This is a genomic window from Brevundimonas sp. FV1ye4L (assembly GCF_058681255.1).
This window is the reverse complement of sequence record NZ_CM178734.1, coordinates 2,078,616-2,098,554: the sequence shown is the minus strand read 5'-3', so window position 1 is coordinate 2,098,554 and position 19,939 is coordinate 2,078,616. Positions and strand designations below refer to the sequence as shown.

25 protein-coding genes are annotated in these 19,939 nt (G+C 64.3%); 12 read left to right on the top strand and 13 right to left on the bottom strand.

The genetic code is table 11. The features are described from left to right. Positions 1 to 12: 12 nt before the first annotated feature. Positions 13 to 339, top strand: coding sequence for a helix-turn-helix domain-containing protein (locus tag ACW17X_RS10145; RefSeq protein WP_492097071.1), 327 nt, complete (start codon positions 13 to 15; stop codon positions 337 to 339). Positions 340 to 400: 61 nt separating this feature from the next. Here ACW17X_RS10145 and ACW17X_RS10140 read toward each other — a convergent pair whose 3' ends face one another. Both ACW17X_RS10140 and ACW17X_RS10135 read right to left on the bottom strand, forming a co-directional pair. After that, complete coding sequence (locus ACW17X_RS10140) at positions 401 to 598, bottom strand: hypothetical protein (protein WP_492097069.1); 198 nt, start codon at positions 596 to 598, stop codon at positions 401 to 403. Further along, positions 595 to 1,302: an SOS response-associated peptidase gene (locus ACW17X_RS10135; RefSeq protein ID WP_492097067.1), complete on the bottom strand. Its 708-nt coding sequence runs from the start codon at positions 1,300 to 1,302 to the stop codon at positions 595 to 597. The genes ACW17X_RS10140 and ACW17X_RS10135 overlap by 4 nt, the downstream gene beginning before the upstream one ends. Positions 1,303 to 1,752: 450 nt before the next feature. Between ACW17X_RS10135 and ACW17X_RS10130 the strand changes: the two genes are divergently transcribed. After that, on the top strand, positions 1,753 to 2,079 hold the full coding sequence (locus ACW17X_RS10130; RefSeq protein ID WP_492097065.1) for a DUF6966 domain-containing protein: 327 nt from the start codon (positions 1,753 to 1,755) through the stop codon (positions 2,077 to 2,079). Between the two features lie 86 nt (positions 2,080 to 2,165). Here ACW17X_RS10130 and ACW17X_RS10125 read toward each other — a convergent pair whose 3' ends face one another. After that, entirely contained in the window at positions 2,166 to 2,582 is a 417-nt protein-coding gene (locus tag ACW17X_RS10125; RefSeq protein ID WP_492097063.1) for a hypothetical protein, read from the bottom strand. A 410-nt stretch (positions 2,583 to 2,992) separates the two neighbouring features. On the opposite strand from ACW17X_RS10125, the gene ACW17X_RS10120 reads away from it, so the two are divergent. Next, positions 2,993 to 3,403: an SMI1/KNR4 family protein gene (locus ACW17X_RS10120; protein ID WP_492097061.1), complete on the top strand. Its 411-nt coding sequence runs from the start codon at positions 2,993 to 2,995 to the stop codon at positions 3,401 to 3,403. Between the two features lie 717 nt (positions 3,404 to 4,120). Continuing rightward, positions 4,121 to 4,282, top strand: coding sequence for a hypothetical protein (locus ACW17X_RS10115; protein WP_492097059.1), 162 nt, complete (start codon positions 4,121 to 4,123; stop codon positions 4,280 to 4,282). 63 nt (positions 4,283 to 4,345) lie between these two features. Here the strand turns inward: ACW17X_RS10115 and ACW17X_RS10110 are convergent, their stop codons facing one another. Next, entirely contained in the window at positions 4,346 to 4,606 is a 261-nt protein-coding gene (locus ACW17X_RS10110) for a helix-turn-helix domain-containing protein (RefSeq protein ID WP_492097058.1), read from the bottom strand. A 212-nt stretch (positions 4,607 to 4,818) separates the two neighbouring features. Between ACW17X_RS10110 and ACW17X_RS10105 the strand changes: the two genes are divergently transcribed. The 3 genes from ACW17X_RS10105 to ACW17X_RS10095 all read left to right on the top strand — a co-directional run bounded on the left by ACW17X_RS10105 (position 4,819) and on the right by ACW17X_RS10095 (position 6,180). Continuing rightward, positions 4,819 to 5,334 (top strand): hypothetical protein, encoded by a 516-nt coding sequence (locus tag ACW17X_RS10105; RefSeq protein ID WP_492097057.1) that lies wholly within the window; start codon positions 4,819 to 4,821, stop codon positions 5,332 to 5,334. Between the two features lie 234 nt (positions 5,335 to 5,568). Beyond that, on the top strand, positions 5,569 to 5,802 hold the full coding sequence (locus tag ACW17X_RS10100; protein ID WP_492097055.1) for a hypothetical protein: 234 nt from the start codon (positions 5,569 to 5,571) through the stop codon (positions 5,800 to 5,802). Between the two features lie 87 nt (positions 5,803 to 5,889). Continuing rightward, positions 5,890 to 6,180: a hypothetical protein gene (locus ACW17X_RS10095; RefSeq protein ID WP_492097053.1), complete on the top strand. Its 291-nt coding sequence runs from the start codon at positions 5,890 to 5,892 to the stop codon at positions 6,178 to 6,180. Between the two features lie 123 nt (positions 6,181 to 6,303). On the opposite strand, the gene ACW17X_RS10090 is transcribed toward ACW17X_RS10095, so the two are convergent. After that, a complete protein-coding gene (locus ACW17X_RS10090; protein ID WP_492097051.1) occupies positions 6,304 to 6,687 on the bottom strand; it encodes a hypothetical protein in 384 nt (127 codons plus the stop codon). Between the two features lie 138 nt (positions 6,688 to 6,825). Here ACW17X_RS10090 and ACW17X_RS10085 point away from each other — a divergent pair, with 138 nt between their 5' ends. Next, complete coding sequence (locus ACW17X_RS10085; RefSeq protein ID WP_492097050.1) at positions 6,826 to 7,617, top strand: SDR family oxidoreductase; 792 nt, start codon at positions 6,826 to 6,828, stop codon at positions 7,615 to 7,617. Here the strand turns inward: ACW17X_RS10085 and ACW17X_RS10080 are convergent. Further along, entirely contained in the window at positions 7,614 to 8,672 is a 1,059-nt protein-coding gene (locus ACW17X_RS10080; RefSeq protein WP_492100460.1) for a DUF2332 domain-containing protein, read from the bottom strand. The genes ACW17X_RS10085 and ACW17X_RS10080 overlap by 4 nt on opposite strands. An 876-nt stretch (positions 8,673 to 9,548) precedes the next feature. Here ACW17X_RS10080 and ACW17X_RS10075 point away from each other — a divergent pair. Both ACW17X_RS10075 and ACW17X_RS10070 read left to right on the top strand, forming a co-directional pair. Next, positions 9,549 to 10,748 carry an OprO/OprP family phosphate-selective porin gene (locus ACW17X_RS10075; RefSeq protein ID WP_492097048.1) on the top strand — a complete coding sequence of 400 codons (1,200 nt, stop codon included), beginning with the start codon at positions 9,549 to 9,551 and terminating at the stop codon, positions 10,746 to 10,748. A gap of 216 nt (positions 10,749 to 10,964) precedes the next feature. Continuing rightward, on the top strand, positions 10,965 to 12,683 hold the full coding sequence (locus tag ACW17X_RS10070) for a methyl-accepting chemotaxis protein (protein WP_492097046.1): 1,719 nt from the start codon (positions 10,965 to 10,967) through the stop codon (positions 12,681 to 12,683). Positions 12,684 to 12,690: 7 nt separating this feature from the next. On the opposite strand, the gene ACW17X_RS10065 is transcribed toward ACW17X_RS10070, so the two are convergent. Beyond that, a complete protein-coding gene (locus ACW17X_RS10065) occupies positions 12,691 to 13,362 on the bottom strand; it encodes an HAD-IA family hydrolase (RefSeq protein WP_492097045.1) in 672 nt (223 codons plus the stop codon). Between the two features lie 39 nt (positions 13,363 to 13,401). Continuing rightward, the gene (locus tag ACW17X_RS10060; protein WP_492097043.1) at positions 13,402 to 14,202 is read right to left on the bottom strand and encodes a tetratricopeptide repeat protein; all 801 of its coding nucleotides are present in this window, start codon (positions 14,200 to 14,202) and stop codon (positions 13,402 to 13,404) included. Positions 14,203 to 14,277: 75 nt separating this feature from the next. Here ACW17X_RS10060 and ACW17X_RS10055 point away from each other — a divergent pair, with 75 nt between their 5' ends. Both ACW17X_RS10055 and ACW17X_RS10050 read left to right on the top strand, forming a co-directional pair. Beyond that, positions 14,278 to 15,657 carry a leucyl aminopeptidase family protein gene (locus ACW17X_RS10055; protein WP_492097041.1) on the top strand — a complete coding sequence of 460 codons (1,380 nt, stop codon included), beginning with the start codon at positions 14,278 to 14,280 and terminating at the stop codon, positions 15,655 to 15,657. An 84-nt stretch (positions 15,658 to 15,741) separates the two neighbouring features. Continuing rightward, the gene (locus ACW17X_RS10050) at positions 15,742 to 16,545 is read left to right on the top strand and encodes a C40 family peptidase (protein ID WP_492097039.1); all 804 of its coding nucleotides are present in this window, start codon (positions 15,742 to 15,744) and stop codon (positions 16,543 to 16,545) included. A 371-nt stretch (positions 16,546 to 16,916) separates the two neighbouring features. Here ACW17X_RS10050 and mmcB read toward each other — a convergent pair whose 3' ends face one another. From mmcB to thpR, 5 genes are all read right to left on the bottom strand, one after another. Beyond that, a complete protein-coding gene (gene mmcB / locus ACW17X_RS10045) occupies positions 16,917 to 17,363 on the bottom strand; it encodes a DNA repair putative endonuclease MmcB (protein ID WP_492097037.1) in 447 nt (148 codons plus the stop codon). A gap of 101 nt (positions 17,364 to 17,464) precedes the next feature. After that, on the bottom strand, positions 17,465 to 18,001 hold the full coding sequence (locus tag ACW17X_RS10040; protein ID WP_492097036.1) for a carbonic anhydrase: 537 nt from the start codon (positions 17,999 to 18,001) through the stop codon (positions 17,465 to 17,467). Positions 18,002 to 18,128: 127 nt separating this feature from the next. Continuing rightward, positions 18,129 to 18,650 carry a lipocalin family protein gene (locus ACW17X_RS10035; protein WP_492097034.1) on the bottom strand — a complete coding sequence of 174 codons (522 nt, stop codon included), beginning with the start codon at positions 18,648 to 18,650 and terminating at the stop codon, positions 18,129 to 18,131. Between the two features lie 59 nt (positions 18,651 to 18,709). Then, positions 18,710 to 19,288, bottom strand: a complete 579-nt coding sequence (locus ACW17X_RS10030; RefSeq protein ID WP_492097032.1) for a GNAT family N-acetyltransferase — start codon at positions 19,286 to 19,288, stop codon at positions 18,710 to 18,712. Further along, positions 19,285 to 19,824, bottom strand: coding sequence for an RNA 2',3'-cyclic phosphodiesterase (gene thpR / locus ACW17X_RS10025; protein WP_492097030.1), 540 nt, complete (start codon positions 19,822 to 19,824; stop codon positions 19,285 to 19,287). The genes ACW17X_RS10030 and thpR overlap by 4 nt, the downstream gene beginning before the upstream one ends. Between the last annotated feature and the right edge of the window lie 115 nt (positions 19,825 to 19,939).

The window sequence follows — 19,939 nt, the reverse complement described above, 5'->3', positions numbered from 1 at the left end:
TGACTTGTCCCCATGAGCGAGTATGAAAAACGCCTGGACGCACGGATCGGCGACACCATTCGCAAGCGACGTGATGCGCTGGGCCTCACCCAGGCCCAACTCGGCGCGGCGATCAGCGTCACGTTCCAACAGGTCCAGAAATACGAGCAGGGAAAGAACCGCGTCTCTGCTTCCAAGCTGATCTTGGCGGCTGAAGCGCTCAAGTGCGACGTGGGAGAGCTGTGTGGCGGGGAGGAAGAGGAGCTACCGGGCGCTAAGCGTCTGATCCGCGCCTGGTCGAAGCTGCGTCCTCATCAGCGCGAGGCGGTCACCGCGATGGTCGAGACCTTCCGCGAATAACGAGCCTGCGGTGCGCCAATGACACTGCTCGTTCAATGGGTGCTGTTCGCTGGACTTCGTTTCAAGCTACGCCAGCGAGGCGCGCGCATAACGCCACGACAATCAAGAGGCCGGTGAGGGCACTGAAGATCTTCAGTTTGGCGACGGCGCGTTGAAAGTGGGTCGGCGGAACATACTGCAGCTTGGTGAAGTCTTCGGGCCGATAGGGTCGGGCGTGACCCTCATCGTCGCTTTCGGGCCGATCCCGGGGTTCGGTCATGGTATGATCTCAAGCCCCCTGTCGGGCAGCGCTCGCTGAAGCGCCTTCGCCTCCGACCAAGGCGCCGTCATCCACTCGTCGATCTCATCTCGCTTCGTCAGGATCACCGGCATTGCCTTTGGATGGACCGACTTCACCGGCTCGCTGGGATCGGTCGTCAGGAAGGCGAAGACGTCGGTGGTCTCCATGCCACTCTTGATTTTGCGCACGCTCGTGTGGGCCTGGAGGTGGATGCCTGCGAAGAAGGCCAGGGGCTCCGGATCGTCGCCGGACAGTTTGAACCAGATCGGGCGGTATTTGCCGGCGGCGTCGCGGCCCGGCTCACTGAAAGCAGTGAAGGGGACCAGGCAGCGGTGCGTCAGCTCCAGCCAAGGCTTCCAATGCGAAGAGTTGGTATTCCGGACATTGGTCGTGCCGCTATCCGGTTCGAACTCGAGGATCTTCTGGAAATCGACCGTTCCGCCCTTGGCGCGCAGCTTGTCCGCCCGCTTCGTCGCATTGTCGAAGATCGCCTTCCTAGACGACGGCATGCCCCAACGGGCCAAGGCCAATGTACGGACCCCGTCGGGGTCGGTGCGGACGATGGGCGCAGGGTAGTCGGGATAGATGTCGCCCGGCGCCAGATTGCCGACGGTAGACCGCATGGCATTCGCGACGTCCATTATGGCCTGGGGGCCGGTGCGCTGGCGGTAGAGGTTGCACATCCCGAGAGGCTCGCACGGCGGCTCGGGTTTGTGGAGTCAGCCCGGAAGCGGACGCATCTGACTTCCGCAAGGGGTGGTTAGCGGACATTTCGACCGCGAAGGTATTCCACCGTGTAGGCCAGTGTTGGGATGACGATTACAACCACAGCAAGGAGTCCGAGTCGCCCGCCCCACTCAGCGGGGAAAATGGACTGCAAGGCCCCGAAGGTTACGCCAGCCAAGCCGCCCCACAAGCCGATGCGCAATCTCGACATTCTATTACCTTTAGTGTTCTCGCCGCCTACAGAACAACCACAAGCGGTCCGGTTCTGCAATGGGTCGGTCCCCACTCTCAGGCCGGGATCTGGACACTGCCCGGATCACCGGTGAGCTGACCTTCCGGACTTCGCCTAGGGGTGGGAAGCAGACCCTGCTTCCGGTAGCCTCTCTGGTCTGGATCGCGGGGGGCTCATGTTCGGGTGGTTTAGGCGAAAGCCCAATAAGCTGCATCATGACGTTGCGCAGCTTGCCGCTTTGATGCGGGCAGTTGAACGACATCTCCGTGATGGAAATTCGCCTCATTGGGCAGAGCAAGTGGCCCAATGTGCGGACATAGTTGAGCAGTCTGACTCCTACGGCCTTGACCGTTTCCTCGGCCTGTTTGGTGGCATGGGGTCGCTTAACGACGTCGTCCTGCATCGCGACGACGTTTTGCTGGACCACGAAAACAGCGAGCTACATCGCTTACTAAATGAAGCGTTTGAGTTGGCGCGCCGGTTGCAGAGGGAGCGGCGCTAAGGTCCGAAATGGGTCGATTTCTGTCTTGGGCATTGCCGCCGAAAGCGGACGTTGGTGTCCAGCCCGGAAAACGGTCGCGGTCGAAGTCAGCGAGAGGTGGAAAGCAGGCCGTAACTGCTGAGAAGAGAATAGCGAGCAGTCATGCCTTCGCCGTGGAAAACACTCCACTCGACCACTCCCCTGCCAGGGCAATAAACTGACTTCGTCGTGCCGCCGTCCCCCACGTCAATCGTCGTCAGGGTGCACCCAAGATGTGGATAGCGAGAGACCTTCACGCCGCCGCGCGCTTCTTGTGGATAGCGATCATCAACGATCAGGACGCCTCCGAACAGCAAACATCCCGCGTGGGGCTCAGCACAGTTAGAGACATTGCTGTCCGGGCCAATAAATCTAAAACCGCCTGGGCCAATAGTGCCTATACTCGTGACGCCTCCATCGACGTCGAAGACGGTGACCCAGTCTTCTGCATCAGGTGTCACTCCGGGTATATCGACCCGATACACTATAGGGCTTCTCTCGCCGTCAGCGGTGTGTGCTTGGCCGCCACCCAACAGCACAAGATGGTAGACGCTGGCGCAGACGGCCCCGACAATCGATGTTCTCATGAGCATAATACCCTCACACGTTCGGCCATCTGGTCAACAATTACCATCAAGCTGAAAAGCAGCGACTGCGCACACAGAAATTCTGACGACCGCGCAGCGGCATATGCGCTTGCGTATAGTCAGATCCTCCTGTGTTCGATCTCAGGAGGACGCTGCCGGATGTCTGCTATGGGTCGGACCGCGACATCGACACCCGCGCGAAAAGCGGACATCAGCGGCACAACCCAAATGCGGGCGCACCGAACTGCGAGTAGGTGTGGAAAGCGGTCATCGCCTGATCCATGATCTATACAGGCGAGGGAACTTAGATGTTGCAAGGTCGAGATTGGTTCGCCGCGCTAGCGGCAAAGGCGGAAGTGCTCGAACAGCTACGGCAAGTCACGCCCGTGGAACTTCCTAAAAGCTATTTCAGCCTGCTTGCTTTTAGCGATGGTGGCGAGGGTCCCCTTCCCGCATCGCCATACACCCTGATTCTCGATCCAGCCGAAGAGGTCATTGAGGCCGTACGGTCAGGGCGGACTGGCTCGGATGGCTTCTTGATCTTCGGTGGCAACGGTGGCGGCGAGTACCTTGCCTTTGACATTCGGGGACAGATGCCTTGGCCTGTGGTCGTCATCGATATGGTGGCAGGATCAGAGACCGCCGAAACGGTCGCGCCTGACTTCGATTCATTTTCGGGAATGATCGGGTGTGAAGCCGACATCGCTATCGTCCGCTAAGGGCCGGGGATAGAGGGGGCTCCGCGTCAAAACTGGACATTTGCTTCAACGTCCCCGACCGGAGCGCAGTGCCTCCTGTAGGGTGAGCGCCATAACAGCTAAGCAGCCTCTACGTCCTGATCCGATGGTAGTTCGGGCGAACTGGGCCTTGTCATTACCCATACCCCTCGTATCGTAGGGCTATGCTCATTCTGATTTCGATATTGGCCCTCGTTGGGCAAGACGCGCCGCCGGCGCCAGCCCCGCAAACGCCGCTGCAGCAGCAGGATCAAAGCGCTCCTGAGCGCTTGATGCCTCGGCGGTCTTTAATCACCAATCCAAGGTGGGTGGTAACGCCGCGCGCTGACTTTCCGAGATTGGCCCGGTCCCAAAACATTGGAAACGGAGCAGCAACCGTCACCTGTCGTGTTCGAGCAGACGGGACGCTGTCAGATTGCCGTGTGATCAGTGAAACCCCGCAAGGCGCTGGCTTTTCTGCTGCAGCCATCGTGGGGGCCAGAGCCGCGCGCATCGACTTGACCGGCGTCAACTTCAATCCTGAGGCCACGGTAACCTGAACGACTCGTTTCCAGCAGTGAGGGGCCAGAACGCTGATGGCTCACCTCGGTTCGAGCCATAGGGCGCAAAGACCACGTGCCATCCATTGTACCGAATGCATGGTGGCGATCTCACTGGCTGGTGCGTTACGGTGGTAATCTGTCCACGAAGGTGACGAACATGCCGAACGAGTTCCAGGGTTTCCTCGCCATACTGCTGATCTGCGCCCCGCTGATGGCGTACGGCATCTACGCGAAGCGCCGGAGCGATAGGCTAGGCCGTTTGATCGCGGCGGAAGAAGAAAACGAGCGTCAGGGCGCGGCTCAAATAGAGAGAAAATAGATCGCTCGCCGGCGCCCAGGCAGCAAGGGATCGTCGCCCAGTGCGCGGACCAATGCGCCGAACTTACACGTCGATATGAGCCGGAAGGCGATCAAGAAGCTGATCGAACAGGCCGCGTTCATCAATGCCGATTGCCCTTGCTATGGCGATCATGTCCAAGACGTTCATCTGTCGCTCTCCGACTTCGATTTTCGCGAGCCACCCGTGGTGTGCCTTCCCGAGGCGCTCCTCGACTTGGCGCTGCGTTAGCCCCGCCGCATGGCGGGCTTCGACGATCACCTGGATCGCCGCCTTGTAGTCTGGCGATGAAACCCACTTCCGCATCCGCGCGCCTTCCAAGGGAGGAAGACCTGCGCTAGAGGCGCAGCGGTCTGGTTCTATTTCGGAACCAGAGAGTTGAGGTGACAGTGGAGGGGCGCTCGATGGCGGTGATGCCAAACGATCAGATGGGTGGGATTGCGCGAGGAGCCCGAGCACTGGGATCCGTCACTGTGGTCTGCGTCGCACTTCTCGCAGGATGCGCAAGTGCTCCGGCAATGGACCTTGCGTCTCAGCAAACGGTGCTCGACGCAAAGCGAGGCGCCTCAACCCGCGTCCATACAGGTAACCCTGATGATGTCCGCCTCGCCGCATCGCAGGTGCTGGCGGGTATTGATCGCAAGTTCCAGATAGCTTTGACCGAAAGCGGTCTTTCCGCCGCCAGAGGTTGGAGCAGCTACATGGGCTTCTCCAATGTAGTCGGAACCGATTTGTGGGTGGTGCGGATCGAGCCCGTGAGCGGCGGGGCAGAGGTGTTCGTGAATGCCGTTACCAGGTCAGGCAATCGCGGTCCGCTGGAAATGGCGAGTCCCGACGCATCCGGTTTGTTGACGGACATTCCTCTCGCTTCCCAAGGCGGTTTGACCCCCGAAGAGATGGAGCTGTTCCATCGCCGTCTGGAAGCGCGTCTGTCGGGGAAGGGAGCGGGGCCAACCTGCGAGGAGGCGTTCGGACGAGACAAGCAGCGTTTTCCGCTCACCTGCAACCGAGGCGGCCTAACGGCCTACTATTAACGCCCTCACATAGCTGATCGGAGACTGAATATGGACGCCACGAAACGTCGCGGTGCCTTAAGGACGGCACATGGGAAATCGCCTACGCCGCTTTCCGAGTTCTTGGACAGCCGGTGGTCCTCATTGGGTCTGACTAATGCTGAGGCAGCCGATCGCCTTGGGATGGGTGCGCCAAACATGATCAGCATGTGGAGGACGGGCCAGACGCCAGTTCCTCTAGCCCGAATACCGAGCTTGGCGGCCCTCCTAGGCGTAGATCCAACCGAGCTCTATCGCCTGTGGCTCGCTCAACAGCGCGACCGAGACAAGGAAGTCCCGGCGGACTTCGTTGAGCTGATTCAGCGCCGTACGATTTCCGCCAACGAAGCCAGAGTGGTCGATGCTCTCCGTCTCGCCACCAAGAATACCAATCCGGAGTTCGGCTCCGAGACTATCGGCGAGCTCGTCGCGAAGCTGCAGGGTTCATGACGATCGCCAACATCGCGGGTGACGAAGCCAGAACCAGTGCGACTCTGACTTGATATGGTCGTCCGACATCAAGAGCGGACGAACCTCATGCATACCTACAATCTTATCACCATGCTCGGAGACCAGGTTTCCGGGCTCGAACCTATCGTATGCGCCGATCAGCAGGACGCGGTGGCCTATTCGTGCGGTGTCCTGACCGAGCGAACAAAGTCGCACACTGAGATGTACGCGAACCTCGGCGTCCATTGGGTAGTCGAAGAAGGCAATCGCGCCCTAGCAGACGCCACCGTTCCAGCCGGGCGCAGGGTCGGTGCGTGGCGACTCGTCTTTTCCGGTGGTCAGCCGAAGCTGATGTGGGTGGACCACGTTGAGGGCTGACGCTGCTACGCACATCTGCTACGCAGAGAGCAATCAAGCGCTGTCTGACGACCTAAGTCGTTGCGGTAGCGCCTGGATCTCGGTCAGGGGTTCGACTCCCCTCGGCTCCACCAGGCGCTCCATCTAGGACGGCTTCAACGCCACATACCCGCGCTCGACCATGCGTCGCAGGGCCTCGTAGACTTCGGCGAGCTCGTCGAAGGCGGTGCGGGCGGCGGTCAGGCGGGCGACCTGGTCGGCGGTGACGGGCGAGCCGGAGTGGGCCAGGCGCAGAGCCTCGGCGGCCCATTTGGCGCGGGCGCCGGCGGTCAGGACCGCCAGCTTCTGCAAGGAGGCGGCGTCCAGCCCGGTCAGGGTATGGCCGATCAACTCCTTATTGGCGATATAGGCCGCGTAATCGATTTGCTCCAGCTGGCCGCGCAGGCGGCGCTGGTCGTGCGGATCGGTGTCCTGCGGCTCGAAATGGTCGCTGTGGCGACGCACGCTCGAGGTCATCTTGGTCGACATGGGCCGGCCCTCCAAGGCCGATCCAGACAGCTTCTGGCGGCCATATGAGAAGGATGGTGCGCCGCTTCGGTTAACGTCGCGTTGCACTGACGCAGCGGAAACCCGATATCTGCACCCCCACCTAAGCATGGAGCCGACATGGACCTGAAACTCGCCCGCAAGCGCGCCCTGATCTGCGGCGGATCGTCCGGTTTGGGCCGCGCCGTAGCGACCGCCTTGGTGGCGGAAGGCGTCCATGTGGCCCTGTTGTCGCGCGATGCGGTGAAGCTTCAGGCCGTGGCGGACGAGTTGAACGCAACAGGGCCGGGTCGGGCGGTCGTGGTCGCGGCGGACCTGGCGGACCATGAGGCGCTGCTGAAGGCCGTCGACCTGGCGGAGGATTTGCTGGGCGGACATATCGAGATACTGCTGAACAACACCGGCGGGCCGCCGCCGTCGGGCGTGTCGGGGCTGGAGCCCTCGGTCTGGCGCGATCATTTCGAGTCCATGGTGCTGTCGGTCTTCCGGCTGACCGATCGGGTGCTGCCGCGGATGCGGGCCGCCGGCTGGGGGCGGATATTGAATGTCGCTTCGATGACCGTGGTCGAGCCGTCGGCGGCCCTGGGGGTGTCCAACACCTTGCGGGCGTCGGTGGCCGCCTGGGCCAAGACGCTGGCCAACGAGGTCGGGCCGGACGGGGTTACGGTCAATACCCTGCTGCCGGGCCGGATCGACACCCCCCGCATTGAACGCCTTGATCAGGCGACGGCCGAACGCACCGGCGTTACGCCGCAGGAGGCCAGGGCCGAATCCGTCAAATCCATCCCTGTCGGGCGGATTGGGACGACCGAGGAGTTCGGGGCCACCGCCGCCTTCCTGGCCAGCCCGCTCGCCGCCTATGTCACCGGATCACTGATCCGGCTGGATGGCGGGGCGATTAAGGCGATCTAGGGGGCGAGCGAGCCCGTTTCGTCGGTCAGCCACTCTATTGCATCGCCATAGGGGTGGCACTTCGCCAGAACCCTCGTCTCGCCGCGAGGCCAGGATGTGAGGCGTAATTCGACCTCGCTGCGGTCGGCCGTCCATTCAAAGCTGATCCAGACCAGCGGGCGGTCCGGCGTCGCCCGGCTGCCGGCCGCATCCAGTATGGCCGTGAGGTCGGCGCGATGACGTTGGTCGAGGTATTGCAGGAACATGGTGTGGACCACGGCCCGGCAGTAGCCCGCCCTTTGCGGCTCGCTGAGACGCCGCGCCAGCCACGCCGGCGCGTCGCCCAGATCGACCTGGGGCGGATGGGCGTGCGCGATCTCGAGCGCCTTTTCCAGGCGGTCCATCCGGGCGGGTTGGTCGGCCCAGGCGAAGGCCAGAAGGCGCTCGCGATCCTGTGAGTCTGACGCATCAAGCGGGTGTAGATCCACTCCACGCGCCGTGGCGATCGAGACCGGGACCAGCGGCGGAGGCGCACCCCGCCATCTGGGCTCGATCCGAACCGTGGACGCACGATCCCCCGCCTCCGTTCCGCCCAGGCGGTAAGCGTAGTGAGCGAGATTAAGGTTCAGACCGCAGCTCGATCCCAATTCCAGCAATTCGAACGGCATGCCCCATCGCCGCGCTGACGCCATCAGGGCGGCCATGGTCGCGCCTGCGCGCGCCACCTCGTTCGTCTGGGTCGGGTGCCGAAGCCAGTCGGCGATGAACTGGTCTTGTTCCGATAACGCGGCGGCGATGGTGCCGTCGAAGTCGTTGTGCTCTCCACGGTAGAGCTGCGCGAGCCGCTTTGGGGTTTCCCGCCGCGCAAGGGCGTGGAGCGCGCCGTTGACCCGCAGGGCAAGGGCGGCTGCCGCTGGGTCGCCCGGCCAGTTGCGAATCATGGCGGCGCTGACCGGGGCGCGTGGCAACTGGGCGACGACGGACTCTAGGACAGAGGCGATAAAGGTCGAGCCCATAGCGCGACATCTGTCGGCTGTGAGTAAAAAGTCCTGCGTGCCGTCAGTCTTCAAGCTCATATTTCCAATATTCTTGGGGCTCTGAACTTCAGGAAAGGGCGCATATGTATGCTGTCGATGCACGGTTTTCATCTATATTTGCCTGCATCGGTCTAAAGGTAATCAGTATTGATGATTGTCGGGCTCGATATGTATGACGCTGACATAAATTCCGCATTCATATTGAGGGGCGCCTATATCGGCCTAAAATCTATTCAGCCATGAGTGAAGACATGTGCAACGCCAAACATTTTCAGAAGGTTAAATATTGAAATCCCAATAAAATTGATCCGAACGTATAGGGGAAGCTACGCATTGGCGATTATCGTTAAGTTAACCTCAAAACCAATAAATGACGGCAGGGCCGATTAGGGGTTAGGGGTTTTTACGTATGTATTTGTACCAATATTGGCGTGCTAAATCTTCGTTCGTTCCGATAAGGGTGCGCGCTTGAGGCGTAAGCAATATGGACTTCGATGTGATTACAGAAATGTATCGCATCAAAATGGCGCAGAAACATAAGTAAACTGAACCGTAATCTCCAAATATTTGTGCACTCGAATATTGATGCGGGTCTTCGGGACAATCAGGGAATATCATGAAATGAAAAATACGCTTCTTGCTGGCACGGCGTTAGTGGCTGTTCTTTTCGCCAGCCCTGGTTTCGCACAGACGGAATCTGTTGATCAGGCTGAGCTTGCTGCTCTGGTTCGCGCCCAGGCTGGTGAAATCGCTGCGCTTCGCGCCCGGCTCGATGCGATCGAAGCCGCCAAACCCGTCGGAACGGCCGCTCCGTCACCTTCGGCTGCGGTTCGGACGCCAGGCGTTCCGCGTCGCGCAAGCACAGATGGCGACAGCGCAGCAGAACTTTTCGCGACCAACATCGTGCAGCCCGGCTTGGCGGAACAGACCGCTGACCAGGCCCGCGCCGAGGCCAACAACACCGCCGGCGTGACGACGGAATGGAAAGGCGGACTGCCGGCCTTCTATTCCGCGGACGGCAAATACCGGTTCAAAATGCGCGGCCGTATCATCAGCCACGCCAGTTCGACCTTTGGGTCGGACTATGACGCGCGCAACATCACGACGACCGGAATGCGCGCCCTGCGGATCGGGATCGAGGGTTCTGCGGGTCCGAACTTCTTCTATCAGTTCGAAAACGACTTTGCCGACAACGTGTCCGACGTGGGCACGGCCTTCGTCGGTTGGCGCGACAAGGTCGGCGATATTTCCTACGATGTCCGCTTCGGCAACATGTTCAACGACCGCAGCTTCGAGGGGTCGAGCGGCTCTGACGCTCCGCCCTTCCTGGAGCGCAACGTCGTCGCGACCGCCATCATTCCGCAGCGTGGCTTCTACGGCATTTCGTTGATGCCGCGCGTGTTCTGGAAGAGCGGGCACGCCTCGCTGACCCTCAGCGGCGATTATATCGATAACCGCCAAGTGGTCTCCGACAGCCAGACGCTAATGGGGCGGGTCCACTGGAATCCGGTCAAGACCGAGCGCGCCACTCTTCACCTCGGCGCCTGGGGCTTCGACGAGCAACTGGCCGAGGGCGCCGGGTCTCTGACGCGCAACACGTCGATCGGTGGCCGCTTCAATGGGGCCTTGCGGGTCTCGAGCGGAACCCTGACCGGCGGCACAGGCACGCGAGGCTATGGCGTCGAAGCCGGCGGTTATGCCGGACCCTTCTGGGTCATGGGCGAGGCGGGCAAGCGCAACGCCGAACTGGATGCGGGGCGGCCTGACTTCGTCAGCGAAGCCTGGAGTCTGTCGAGCGGCTACTTCCTTACCGGCGAGCTGCCGCCGTACAATGCTCACCTCGGCACTTTCGCGCAGCCGCGCGTTCTGCGGCCGGTCCTGGACGGCGGCCCCGGCGCGATCGAGCTGCTGGCTCGTTATGAGAACATCGACTACTCCGGCGTCCCGACGGCGGGCGAGGGCTGGGCGGCGACTGCGGGGGTCAACTGGTACCTGGATAACGTCATCCGCCTCCAGTTCAACCTGATCCACTGGAACGCAGAAAACCGCTCCGGCGCCTATCCGACCGAGGATAGCGGGCAAACCGTCAGCGCCGGCGTCGGCGTCACCTTCTAACGCAACTTTTAGTCCTCATCCCGGCAGCAGGCCGGGATGAGGATGGCGTTTAGTGTGTATGTTTCCGCTTTGAAAAAGAGCGAATTATTAAGCCATTCGGCGCAAGATTAATGTCCGAATGTGTTTCTTGTGGAGCAGGTAATGATCAATGCAATGAACATTCCGCGTAAGCTGAGTTTTTCATTTGTAGCGATCTGCGTTTCGGCGGCCGTTATAATGATGATCTTCTTCGCCACCATCATGGCGATCCGGTCGTCCACCGAGAGCAACAACCTCGCGCAGTCCATCCACTCCAAGAGCCTGGCGTTGGAGACGGCTATCCTACGCCAGAACAGCCAGTTTCGTGGTTTCCTCGTCACCGGCGATGAGACCTACCTCAAATCCTATTTCGAAGGCCGCGACGAATACGACAGTGTTTCGGAGGAGTTGAAGACCACGCTTACAGATCCTGCGCTGCTGGAAGAGCTTGAAAAGTCTCGGGTCGCCACGCTTGCCTGGCGCAAGGACTGGGGCGATCGGCTGATCGGCGAGGTCCGTGAAGGGCGGCGCGAAGAGGCGCAACAGGCTGTCCGCGACGCCGGGAAGACGGTTCTGGTCAGTGCAGCTGTCCTACCGCTACGCGAAATTCGCGATGAGCAGGTCCGGCGGATTGAAGATAACGGCGCGCGGCAGGAGGCCGCCATCATCACGGCCATGGCCGCGCTGGTCATCGGCGGTCTGGCGCTCATCGGGATCGCCGTCGGTCTGTCGGTGATGTTGAGCCGCATGATCGCGCGGCCCATCACGACCCTGACCGGGGCCATGGCCCAGCTCGCGCGCGGAAACAATGACATTGCAGTGGACGCGGATCGCGCCGACGAGGTGGGCGATATGGCGCGCGCCGTTCTGGTGTTCCGCGACACCGCCCTGGCCAAGGCCGAGGCCGACCAGGCGAAGGCCGTGGCCGACCGCGCCAAGGCGGAGGCCGACGAGGCCCGCGCCGGCGCCGACGCGGCGGCGCGCGAAGTCGTGCAGAACCTTTCGACCGCCCTGGAACAGCTGGCGCAGGGCGATTTGACGTCGCCGATCCAGAAGCGTTTCCCGGCGGACTATGAGAAGCTTCGCAGCGATTACAACACGGCGCTCAAGAGCCTGAAGGATCTGATCGCCGACATCTCCAGCGGCGTCGCCAGCCTGGGCGAAGGCGCCCATGACGTCAGCGCCGCCGCCGACCAGATGGCCCAGCGCACCGAACAGCAGGCCGCCAGCCTGGAACAGACCGCCGCGGCCCTGAACGAGATCACGGTCACGGTCCGCGCCACATCCGCCGGCGCAGGAAAGATCAAACAGGCCGTCGATTCCGCCCATACGGATGTTGAGCGCAGCGGCCAGACCATGACGGAAGCCGTGACGGCCATGGGCCTGATCGAAGCCTCGTCGCGCGAGATGGAACTGATCATCGGCACCATCGACGAGATCGCCTTCCAGACCAATCTACTGGCGCTCAACGCCGGGGTGGAGGCCGCGCGGGCGGGCGAGTCGGGGCGCGGCTTCGCCGTCGTCGCCCAGGAAGTGCGCGCCCTGGCCCAAAGGTCAGCGGACGCCGCCAAACAGATCAAGGGCCTGATCTCCAGCTCAAACGAGCAGGTCTCGCTGGGCGCCCGCCTCGTCAACCAGACGGGCGCGGCCCTGGGCAAGGTGGTCGATCAGGTCCGCGAGATCTCGGGCCTGGTGTCGGAGATCGCCAGCGCCACCGTCGAACAGGCCAGCGGTCTGGACGAGGTCAACACCGCCGTGACCCAGATGGATCGCTTCACCCAGCAGAACGCCGCCATGGTGGAAGAGAGCACGGCCGCCAGCCACTCCATCCGCGCCGAGACCGACCGGTTGAGGAGCAAGGTGTCCGTGTTCAAGGCTGTGCCCGACGACGAGTCTTACGTATCGGCGGCGGCGTAACGCCCGCTCAGTCGGCCTGGGCCGCGAAGCTCAGCCGACCGTTGTCTTCGATCTCCAGTCTCGTCTGGCCGTAGTCGGCCAGCAGAGGATGTGCGGTCTCCAGCGGGTGGGTCCAGGCGGCAGTGACGACTACGACGTCGGCGCCCGCCGCCTCGCCGGCCTTGATCCCCGCCTCGGCGTCCTCGAACACCAGACAGTCGGCGATGTCGAAGCCCAGGATCTGGGCCGCCAGCAGATATCCGGCCGGGTCCGGCTTGCCGCGCTCCACCCGTTCGGCGGTGATCATCAGGCCCGGCGGGGTCACGCCGGCGGCGGCGAGTCGCGCGCGGGCCAGGGGCACGGTGGCCGAGGTGACCACGGCCCAGCGGTCGGGCGGAAGCCGTTTGACGAAGTCGATGGCGCCGGGAATGGGCGCGACCCCGTCCACATCCTCGATCTCGCCGCGTTCGACCCAGGCGACCTCAGCCGCCAGGTCGATGTCCGGCAGGTTCTGGCGGCGGATGGTGTCGGCCGCGCGGACGCCGTGGATGGTGGGAACGAAGCTCGCCACGTCCAGGCCGTGACGCTGGGCCCAGCGGGTCCAGACGCGCTCGGCGGCGGCGGTCGAGGTGATCAGGGTGCCGTCCATGTCGAACAGGAAGGCCTGATAGGTCTTGGTCGCGTGGGGGGAGGAAGCCATGCCCTATCCAGCACGGGGGACGACCCGGCGCAAACCCCGTCAGCCGCCCTGTAGCGAATCCCAGGTGCGGGCCGTGTCCGGCGCGGTCGAACCGGCCGCTCCGCCGGGGGCGCCGCGTGTCCGCAGCCACTCGAGGTTCCGCTCGGCCTGTTCCGGCGGCAGTTCGCGGCGCAGGATCTGTTCGGCTTCGCCCATCTTGCCTTGCAGGCCCAAGGTCATGGCCAGGGTCTGGCGGACCTTGGCCGAGGCGGTCGGCTGGGCGGCGGCGCGGCGCAGCAGGGCTTCGGCGCCGGGGGCGTCGCCACGGGTCAGGGCGGCGGTCGCGGCATTGGTCAGGACGTCGGGATTGTCGGGCGACAGAGCCAGGGCCTGGCTCCAGGCGGCCTGGGCGTCGTCGAAGCGGCGGACCTGTTCATAGGCCACGCCCAGCAGTGAATAGGCGCGCCAGTCGCGCGGCGCCTGGTCGCGCGCCTTCTCCAGCGGGGCGACGCCGTAGAAGGCCTGGCCCCGGGCGATATGGGCGCGGCCCAGCTCCAGCAGGGCGTCCAGATTGGTGGGCTGGACGGTCAGGGTCGCCTGGGCGGCCTCGGCCGCCTGGTCATAGCGGCCCAGCTCGCGCAGGGCCTGGGCCAGCTTGACCCCGGCCACGGGATCGGCGGGATTAGCCTGCTGCTCGCTGGCCCAGAAGACCGAGCGGGACAGGGCGTCCATCCGCTCATAGGCGGCGCGGGCCTCGGCCGAAGCGGCGGCGCGGGCGGGCGCCGGATCGGCCGCGAAGGACGGACCCGCAGACAGGCACAGCAGGGCGGCGGTTGCGAGAAGGGCGGGCATGGGCGACATGGGTGGAGTCCTGACGGTCCTCGGTCGGCTCCAGAGTCGCCGGTTCGCGTCAACTGTTGGTTAAGAAGGCCTCCCATGTCCCAATCTCATCCGCTTCTGGTCGCCGCTGAAGACGGGGCGGGCGCCGTTCCGATCCGCTTCGTTGGGCCCAAGGACGTGCTGGACGACGCCGTGAAGGGCTGGGCCGGGTTGCACGGATTCGAGGGCAAGGCCGGTCAGCTGTTGATCGCGCCCCAGGGCGAGGGGATCGGGGCTGTGCTGGTTGGGACCGGCGGGGCCTTCGATCCGATGTCGGCGCGGGGCCTGTCGGCCCGCCTGCCTGGCGGCCTGTACCGGCTGGAGGTCGAGCCCGAGGCGGCGGGGCGAGCGGCCTTGGCCTTCCTGCTGGGGGCCTATGTGTTCGACCGGTACAAGGCGCGGCCGGATCGGGCGCCGGTGAGGCTAGTCGCGCCTGAGGGGCTGGATGTCGCAGAGACCGCCCGGATCGCGGCCGCCTGCGCCCTGGCGCGCGAGATGGTCGACACCCCCGCCGCCGACATGGGGCCGTTGCAGATCGAGACAATCGCCCGCGAGATCGCCGAGAGCGCCGGGGCGGCCATCACCGTGACTGAGGGCGAGGCCTTGCTGGAGGAGAACTACCCGGCCGTCCACGCCGTGGGTCGGGCGGCCGCGCCGCATCGGGCGCCGCGGCTGATCGAGATCGGCTGGAAGCTGGACCAGACCGACCTGCCGCTGGTGGCCCTGGTCGGCAAGGGGGTGGTGTTCGACACCGGGGGGCTGGACCTGAAACCCGCCGCCGGGATGCGGAACATGAAGAAGGACATGGGCGGATCGGCCCACGCCCTGGCCCTGGGGCGGCTGGTCATGCAGGCCGATCTGCCGGTGCGGCTGGTGGTGATCGTGGCGGCAGTGGAGAATGCGGTCTCGGCCGACGCCTTCCGGCCGGGCGACATCCTGAACAGCCGCAAGGGGCTGACGATCGAGATCGGCAACACCGATGCGGAGGGGCGGCTGATCCTGGCCGACGCCCTGACGCGGGCGGGGGAGCACGCGCCCGACCTGACCCTGGACTTCGCCACCCTGACGGGGGCGGCGCGGGTCGCCCTGGGGCCGGACCTGCCGCCCCTCTATACCGACGACGAGGCCCTGGCGGCCGGCCTGCTGGCGGCGGGGGGCGAGGTGGGCGATCCCCTGTGGCGGATGCCGCTGTGGGCCGGCTATCGCAGCGCCCTGGATACCGAGATCGCGGACCTGAAGAATGACTCCTCGGGCTGGGCTCAGGCGGGGTCGGTGACGGCCGCCCTGTTCCTGCAAAGGTTCGCGCCGACGACCGGCGCCTGGGCCCATATGGACATCTTCGCCTGGAACCCTCGCGCCCGGCCCGGCTTCCCGGAAGGGGGTGAGGCCCAGGCCCTAAGGGCTTGTTTCCACTATCTGAAAACAAGGTTCTGTTGATTTCTTTCAGAAAAGAGGCGGCCGTTAACGGCCCCTAAGCCATCGGGGGATAAGACTGTGGGCTCAATCTTCGCGAGCCCACGTTTGACCGACGTCCTCGATCTTCTTCCGCCCGGCGACCGCCTCGCTCGCCCCGACCTCGCCGAACAGGCGCTGGAAGGGCTGGTGCGCGCCTCGGCCTATCGCAAGACCGAGGCCATGCACTGCCGCGTCGCCGTCGCCGATATTCTGTCGGACCAGGACACGCGCATCGACCAGTTGCTGCACGGCGAGGCCTTCGACGTGCTGGACCGGGCCAATGGCCTGGCCTGGGGCCGGGCCCGACGCGACGGCGTGGTCGGCTGGGTGGTGCTGGACAGCCTGTCCATGGGCGCGCCCCTGGCCACGCGCCGGGTCGCCGCCGTGGACGCCGCCCTGCCGCTGAACGCCTTGGTGGTCGAGACGGTCGAAGGGGTGGCGGAAACGGATCTTCAGCCCGTCGGAGAGTTCGAGCGCGACCTGGTCGCCGTGGCCGAACGCCTGCTGGGGCGACCGCACGAACTGGGCGCCCGGTCCTCGATCTCGACCGACTGTTCCGGCCTGGTGCAGCAGGCTCTGCTGGCCTGCGGCCTGCCGGGGACGCGCCATTCGAACGCCCAGGCCGAGCTAGGTCATGGCGTGTCCGTTGACGCCCTGAAGCGCGGGGATGTCGTGGTCTGGCTCGCGCCCGCCGGCGATCATGACTGGACCGGCCATTCGGCCCTGATGATCGACGCCGAGCGGATCATCCATTCGACCGGCGACACGACGGTCGGCCATGGGGGTGGCGTGGTGATCGAAGCCCTGGCCGAGGTCGAGGCGCGCCTGACCGCCGAAGGCTTCGCCACCGCTGTGTTCCGCCGCCTCTGAAACGGGACGTCCCGATCTCGCCGCCGGAATGGCACTGTCGGTCGAAACCGGTGCAATCTGTGCAATTGACGATCAACGCACTGTTTTAGCTAATGAAAGCCTAGCGGTGAAATTGGACTGTGCAATTGGGTGGGCTGGGGCGGCGAAATAGACTCAATCCACTGAGAAAATTTTGAGTCTATTTGAGTCTATTCTTTCGACCATAGGTAGCGCGTCAGCCTCGGGCGCCCGCGTGCGTGGCTTGCTTGCGATGTCAAAGACCCAGATCCGATCATAAGCCCGTTCTGGACCGCGTCAGGTCGAACCCCGCAGGATTTCTTCATGGTCTTGAATCGACGCGGTCTTCTTCTCAGAATCGCGCGCGCTGAACCCTAGTCCCGCATCGTCCGCATCGCCCCCAGCCGGGCGAAGGCCAGGGTCAGGGCCTTGCGGCGGGCGGGCGCCAGGGGCGTCGCCGGCGCCTCGCGCACCACGGCCCCGCCGAAGCCATCGGCGACGATCAGGCCCGGCTGGTCCGGCAGGATGTCTTGCGGAAACTCGGGCGCGACGGCGAAATAGAAGGCGTCGCAGAAGGGAGCGTACTCGTGCCATTTGCGATCAACGCGATAGTCGTCGACCCCCGACTTCACCTCGCAGATGACGATGTCGCCCCGCCGCCCGATGGCCATGACGTCGGCGCGCCGCCCGTTGGGCAGGCCGACCTCCAGCAGGGGCGCATAGCCCAGATCCAGCATCAACCGCGCCGCTCCGCGTGTGACCGACAGGGTGGTTTCCGGCCGGCTGAAGACCAGTTCGAGATGGAGGGCGGCGGCGGCCATGCCCGATTTATGTTCCGGATATGTTCCTAACGCAAGCGGCCTGTCGTCAGGGACGACAGGCTTGTCTGCGGAGAGTCTTCGCGAGAAAGCTCAGCCTCGTCTCAGTCGATCTCCTCGACCTTGCCGTCCAGATCCATCAGGGCCAGCTCGACCTCGAGGTGTTCATGGCGATGCTTGATCGCGTCGCGCAGGGCGTGAAGCTTCTCGGTATGGACCGCCAGTTCCTTCTCGGGCGTGTCCACGGTTTCGGCGCCGAGCAGGACCTTGTAGGCGCCGCAGTCGCGGTGGTCGATCACCATGACCTTATGGATTTTGTGGAGGTCGATGGCGACGTCCAGGTGGGTCCAGAAGGTCTCGCCCCAGCTGGGGAATTTGTCGGTCAGGGCGCCCAGGGAGGCGCCGGCCAGGACGACGTGGTCGTATTTGTCGTGGAAACCGTGGCCTTCCATATAGGCGACGGTGTCGTCGGTCAGACGATAGTCCATGCAGGTCAGCAGCAGCATGTCCGTATGACCCCGCGCGCGGGCGACGCCCGGCGCCAGGGTGGACATCAGGCTAACGCCGGCGCCCAGGGCGATCAAGCCAAAGGCGCTCCGGCGCGACAGCGAGGGGGTGTGGTGAGCACAGCAGCCGTTCATGGGGTCGCTCCGTGGTTGATGGCGACACCACGGGTATCCGTGTTTGATAAGCTTGACTATTAGGTAGTCGTCCGGTGCACGGCGGCAATCCGTCCTTAAGGATGAAGGGCTCTTCCGCCCCGTTCCGCTAACGTCCGGTGCTGACCACCCGGCTCATGTCCAGGCCCAGAGCGCGGGCGCGGGCCATAAGGCGGGCGCGTTCCGTGGCAGAGGCGTTCTGATCGCGGTGCCAGATCCACCAGTCGGACTTGTTCGGCAGGGCCAGGATGGCCCAGTTGTATTCGGGGTCGTGGTCCCAGACCCAGTAGTTCTGACCGGCTAGGCCCCCGAAGCTGAGCAGGCCGGGCAGGGTGAAGCGGAATTTGGCGTTGGTCGTGGTGTCGGCGATGCGGGCGTTGGCGCGCAGCACCTCGTTGCGGCCGTCGGCGCGGCGGGTGCAGGTGACGGTTAAGCGATAGCGATCAGCTCGGTCCTGGGGGGTGAAGTCGATCTGGGCGCGGCTGCAGTCCTTCTGGACGTCGTTGTGACTGCGTTCGATCTCGAACCAGCGGCCGTCGAACCGATCCAGATCGAGGTCGCGAGACTGGGCCAGGGCTGTGGCGGGCAGGGCCAGGGCGGCGCAGGCGGCGATCAGGGCGGCGCGGATCATCGGGCGTATCCTCGGTCGGTTTTCAGGGGAATACGTCGCAGGCGGCCCTTCGGTTGCCGTCAGGGGGTCAGGTTCGCGCGATTGAACGCCCACTCGGCGCGCGTCTGACCCCAGAGGTCGATCACATGGTCCTGCATCGGTTCGGGCAACTGGCCGCGTCCGCGATTGACCGAGCCCAGCCGCGCCGCCACCCGGGCTGAGGGCAGGTTGTCGGGGTCGATACAGTGGATCACGTCGTCCCAGCCCAGGACGTCGAAGGCGTAGTCCATCGCCGCCGCCGCCGCCTCGACCGCATAGCCCTTGCCGGTGGCGTCGCGGTGTAGGCTCCAGCCCACCTCGCGGCCCGGCCAGCCGTAGGGGTGAAGGGGGCCGATGCGGCCGATCCAGAGACCGGTCGATTTTTCCAGGATCGAGAACATGCCCTCGCCGGTCAGGGCCCACATGCCGGCGACGGCGCAGAGGGTGCGCCAGACCTGCGGCGGGGACTGGACGCCGCCGATGAAGCGGGCCGTCTCCTCGTCCGTCATGAATTCGGCCCAGCGCGGAAAGTCCTCGACCGCCGGCGGGCGTAGGATCAGGCGCGCCGTCTCCAGCGTGGGGCCCAGGGTCACGTGGGGTGGAACGGCGTAGGGGTTCACAGCAGATACTCCCGCTCCAGCGCATACTGGCTGCCGTCGCCGGTCAGAACGCTGGAATAGAGACCGAAACGGTCGATGCGGATCGGGGGCGAGTGCAGCAGATTGTGGCCCGCCATCCAGGCGCCGATCCGGTCGGGATTGGTCTGGGGTTTCAGATAGGCGAGGGTGACGTGGGGGCGGTAGTCGCGCGCCTCCAAGGTCAGGCCCGCCCGCTCGGCGGCCTTTTTGCAACGTCCCGCCAGGACGGTCAGCCGTTCGTTCGGGGTCTCGACCCCGGCCCAGAGGGTGTGGCTGCGATGGTCGTCGCCGAAGGCGCCGACGCCTTTCAGCACGATCTCGAACGGGCCGCCGGCGACGCGGGCCAACTCGGAGGCCAGATCGTCGGCCCGGCGCTCGTCCGTCTCGCCATAGAAGGCCAGGGTGACGTGAAGGGCGTCCTGCGGCCGCCAGCGCGCGCCTGGAAGCCCGGATTGGCGGCGTTTCAGCGTCTCGCCGACGTCGGGCGGCAGGGTCAGGGCGGCGAACAGGCGAAGCATGCGACCGAAGGTAGCGGCAGGAACCGGCCCGTCCAAGTCCGGTTTTCCTTGCAGTGGAGCCCGTGGCTCCCGATATTCAGGCCCTGTGACCGAAGAAGTCTCTTCGGCCAATCGG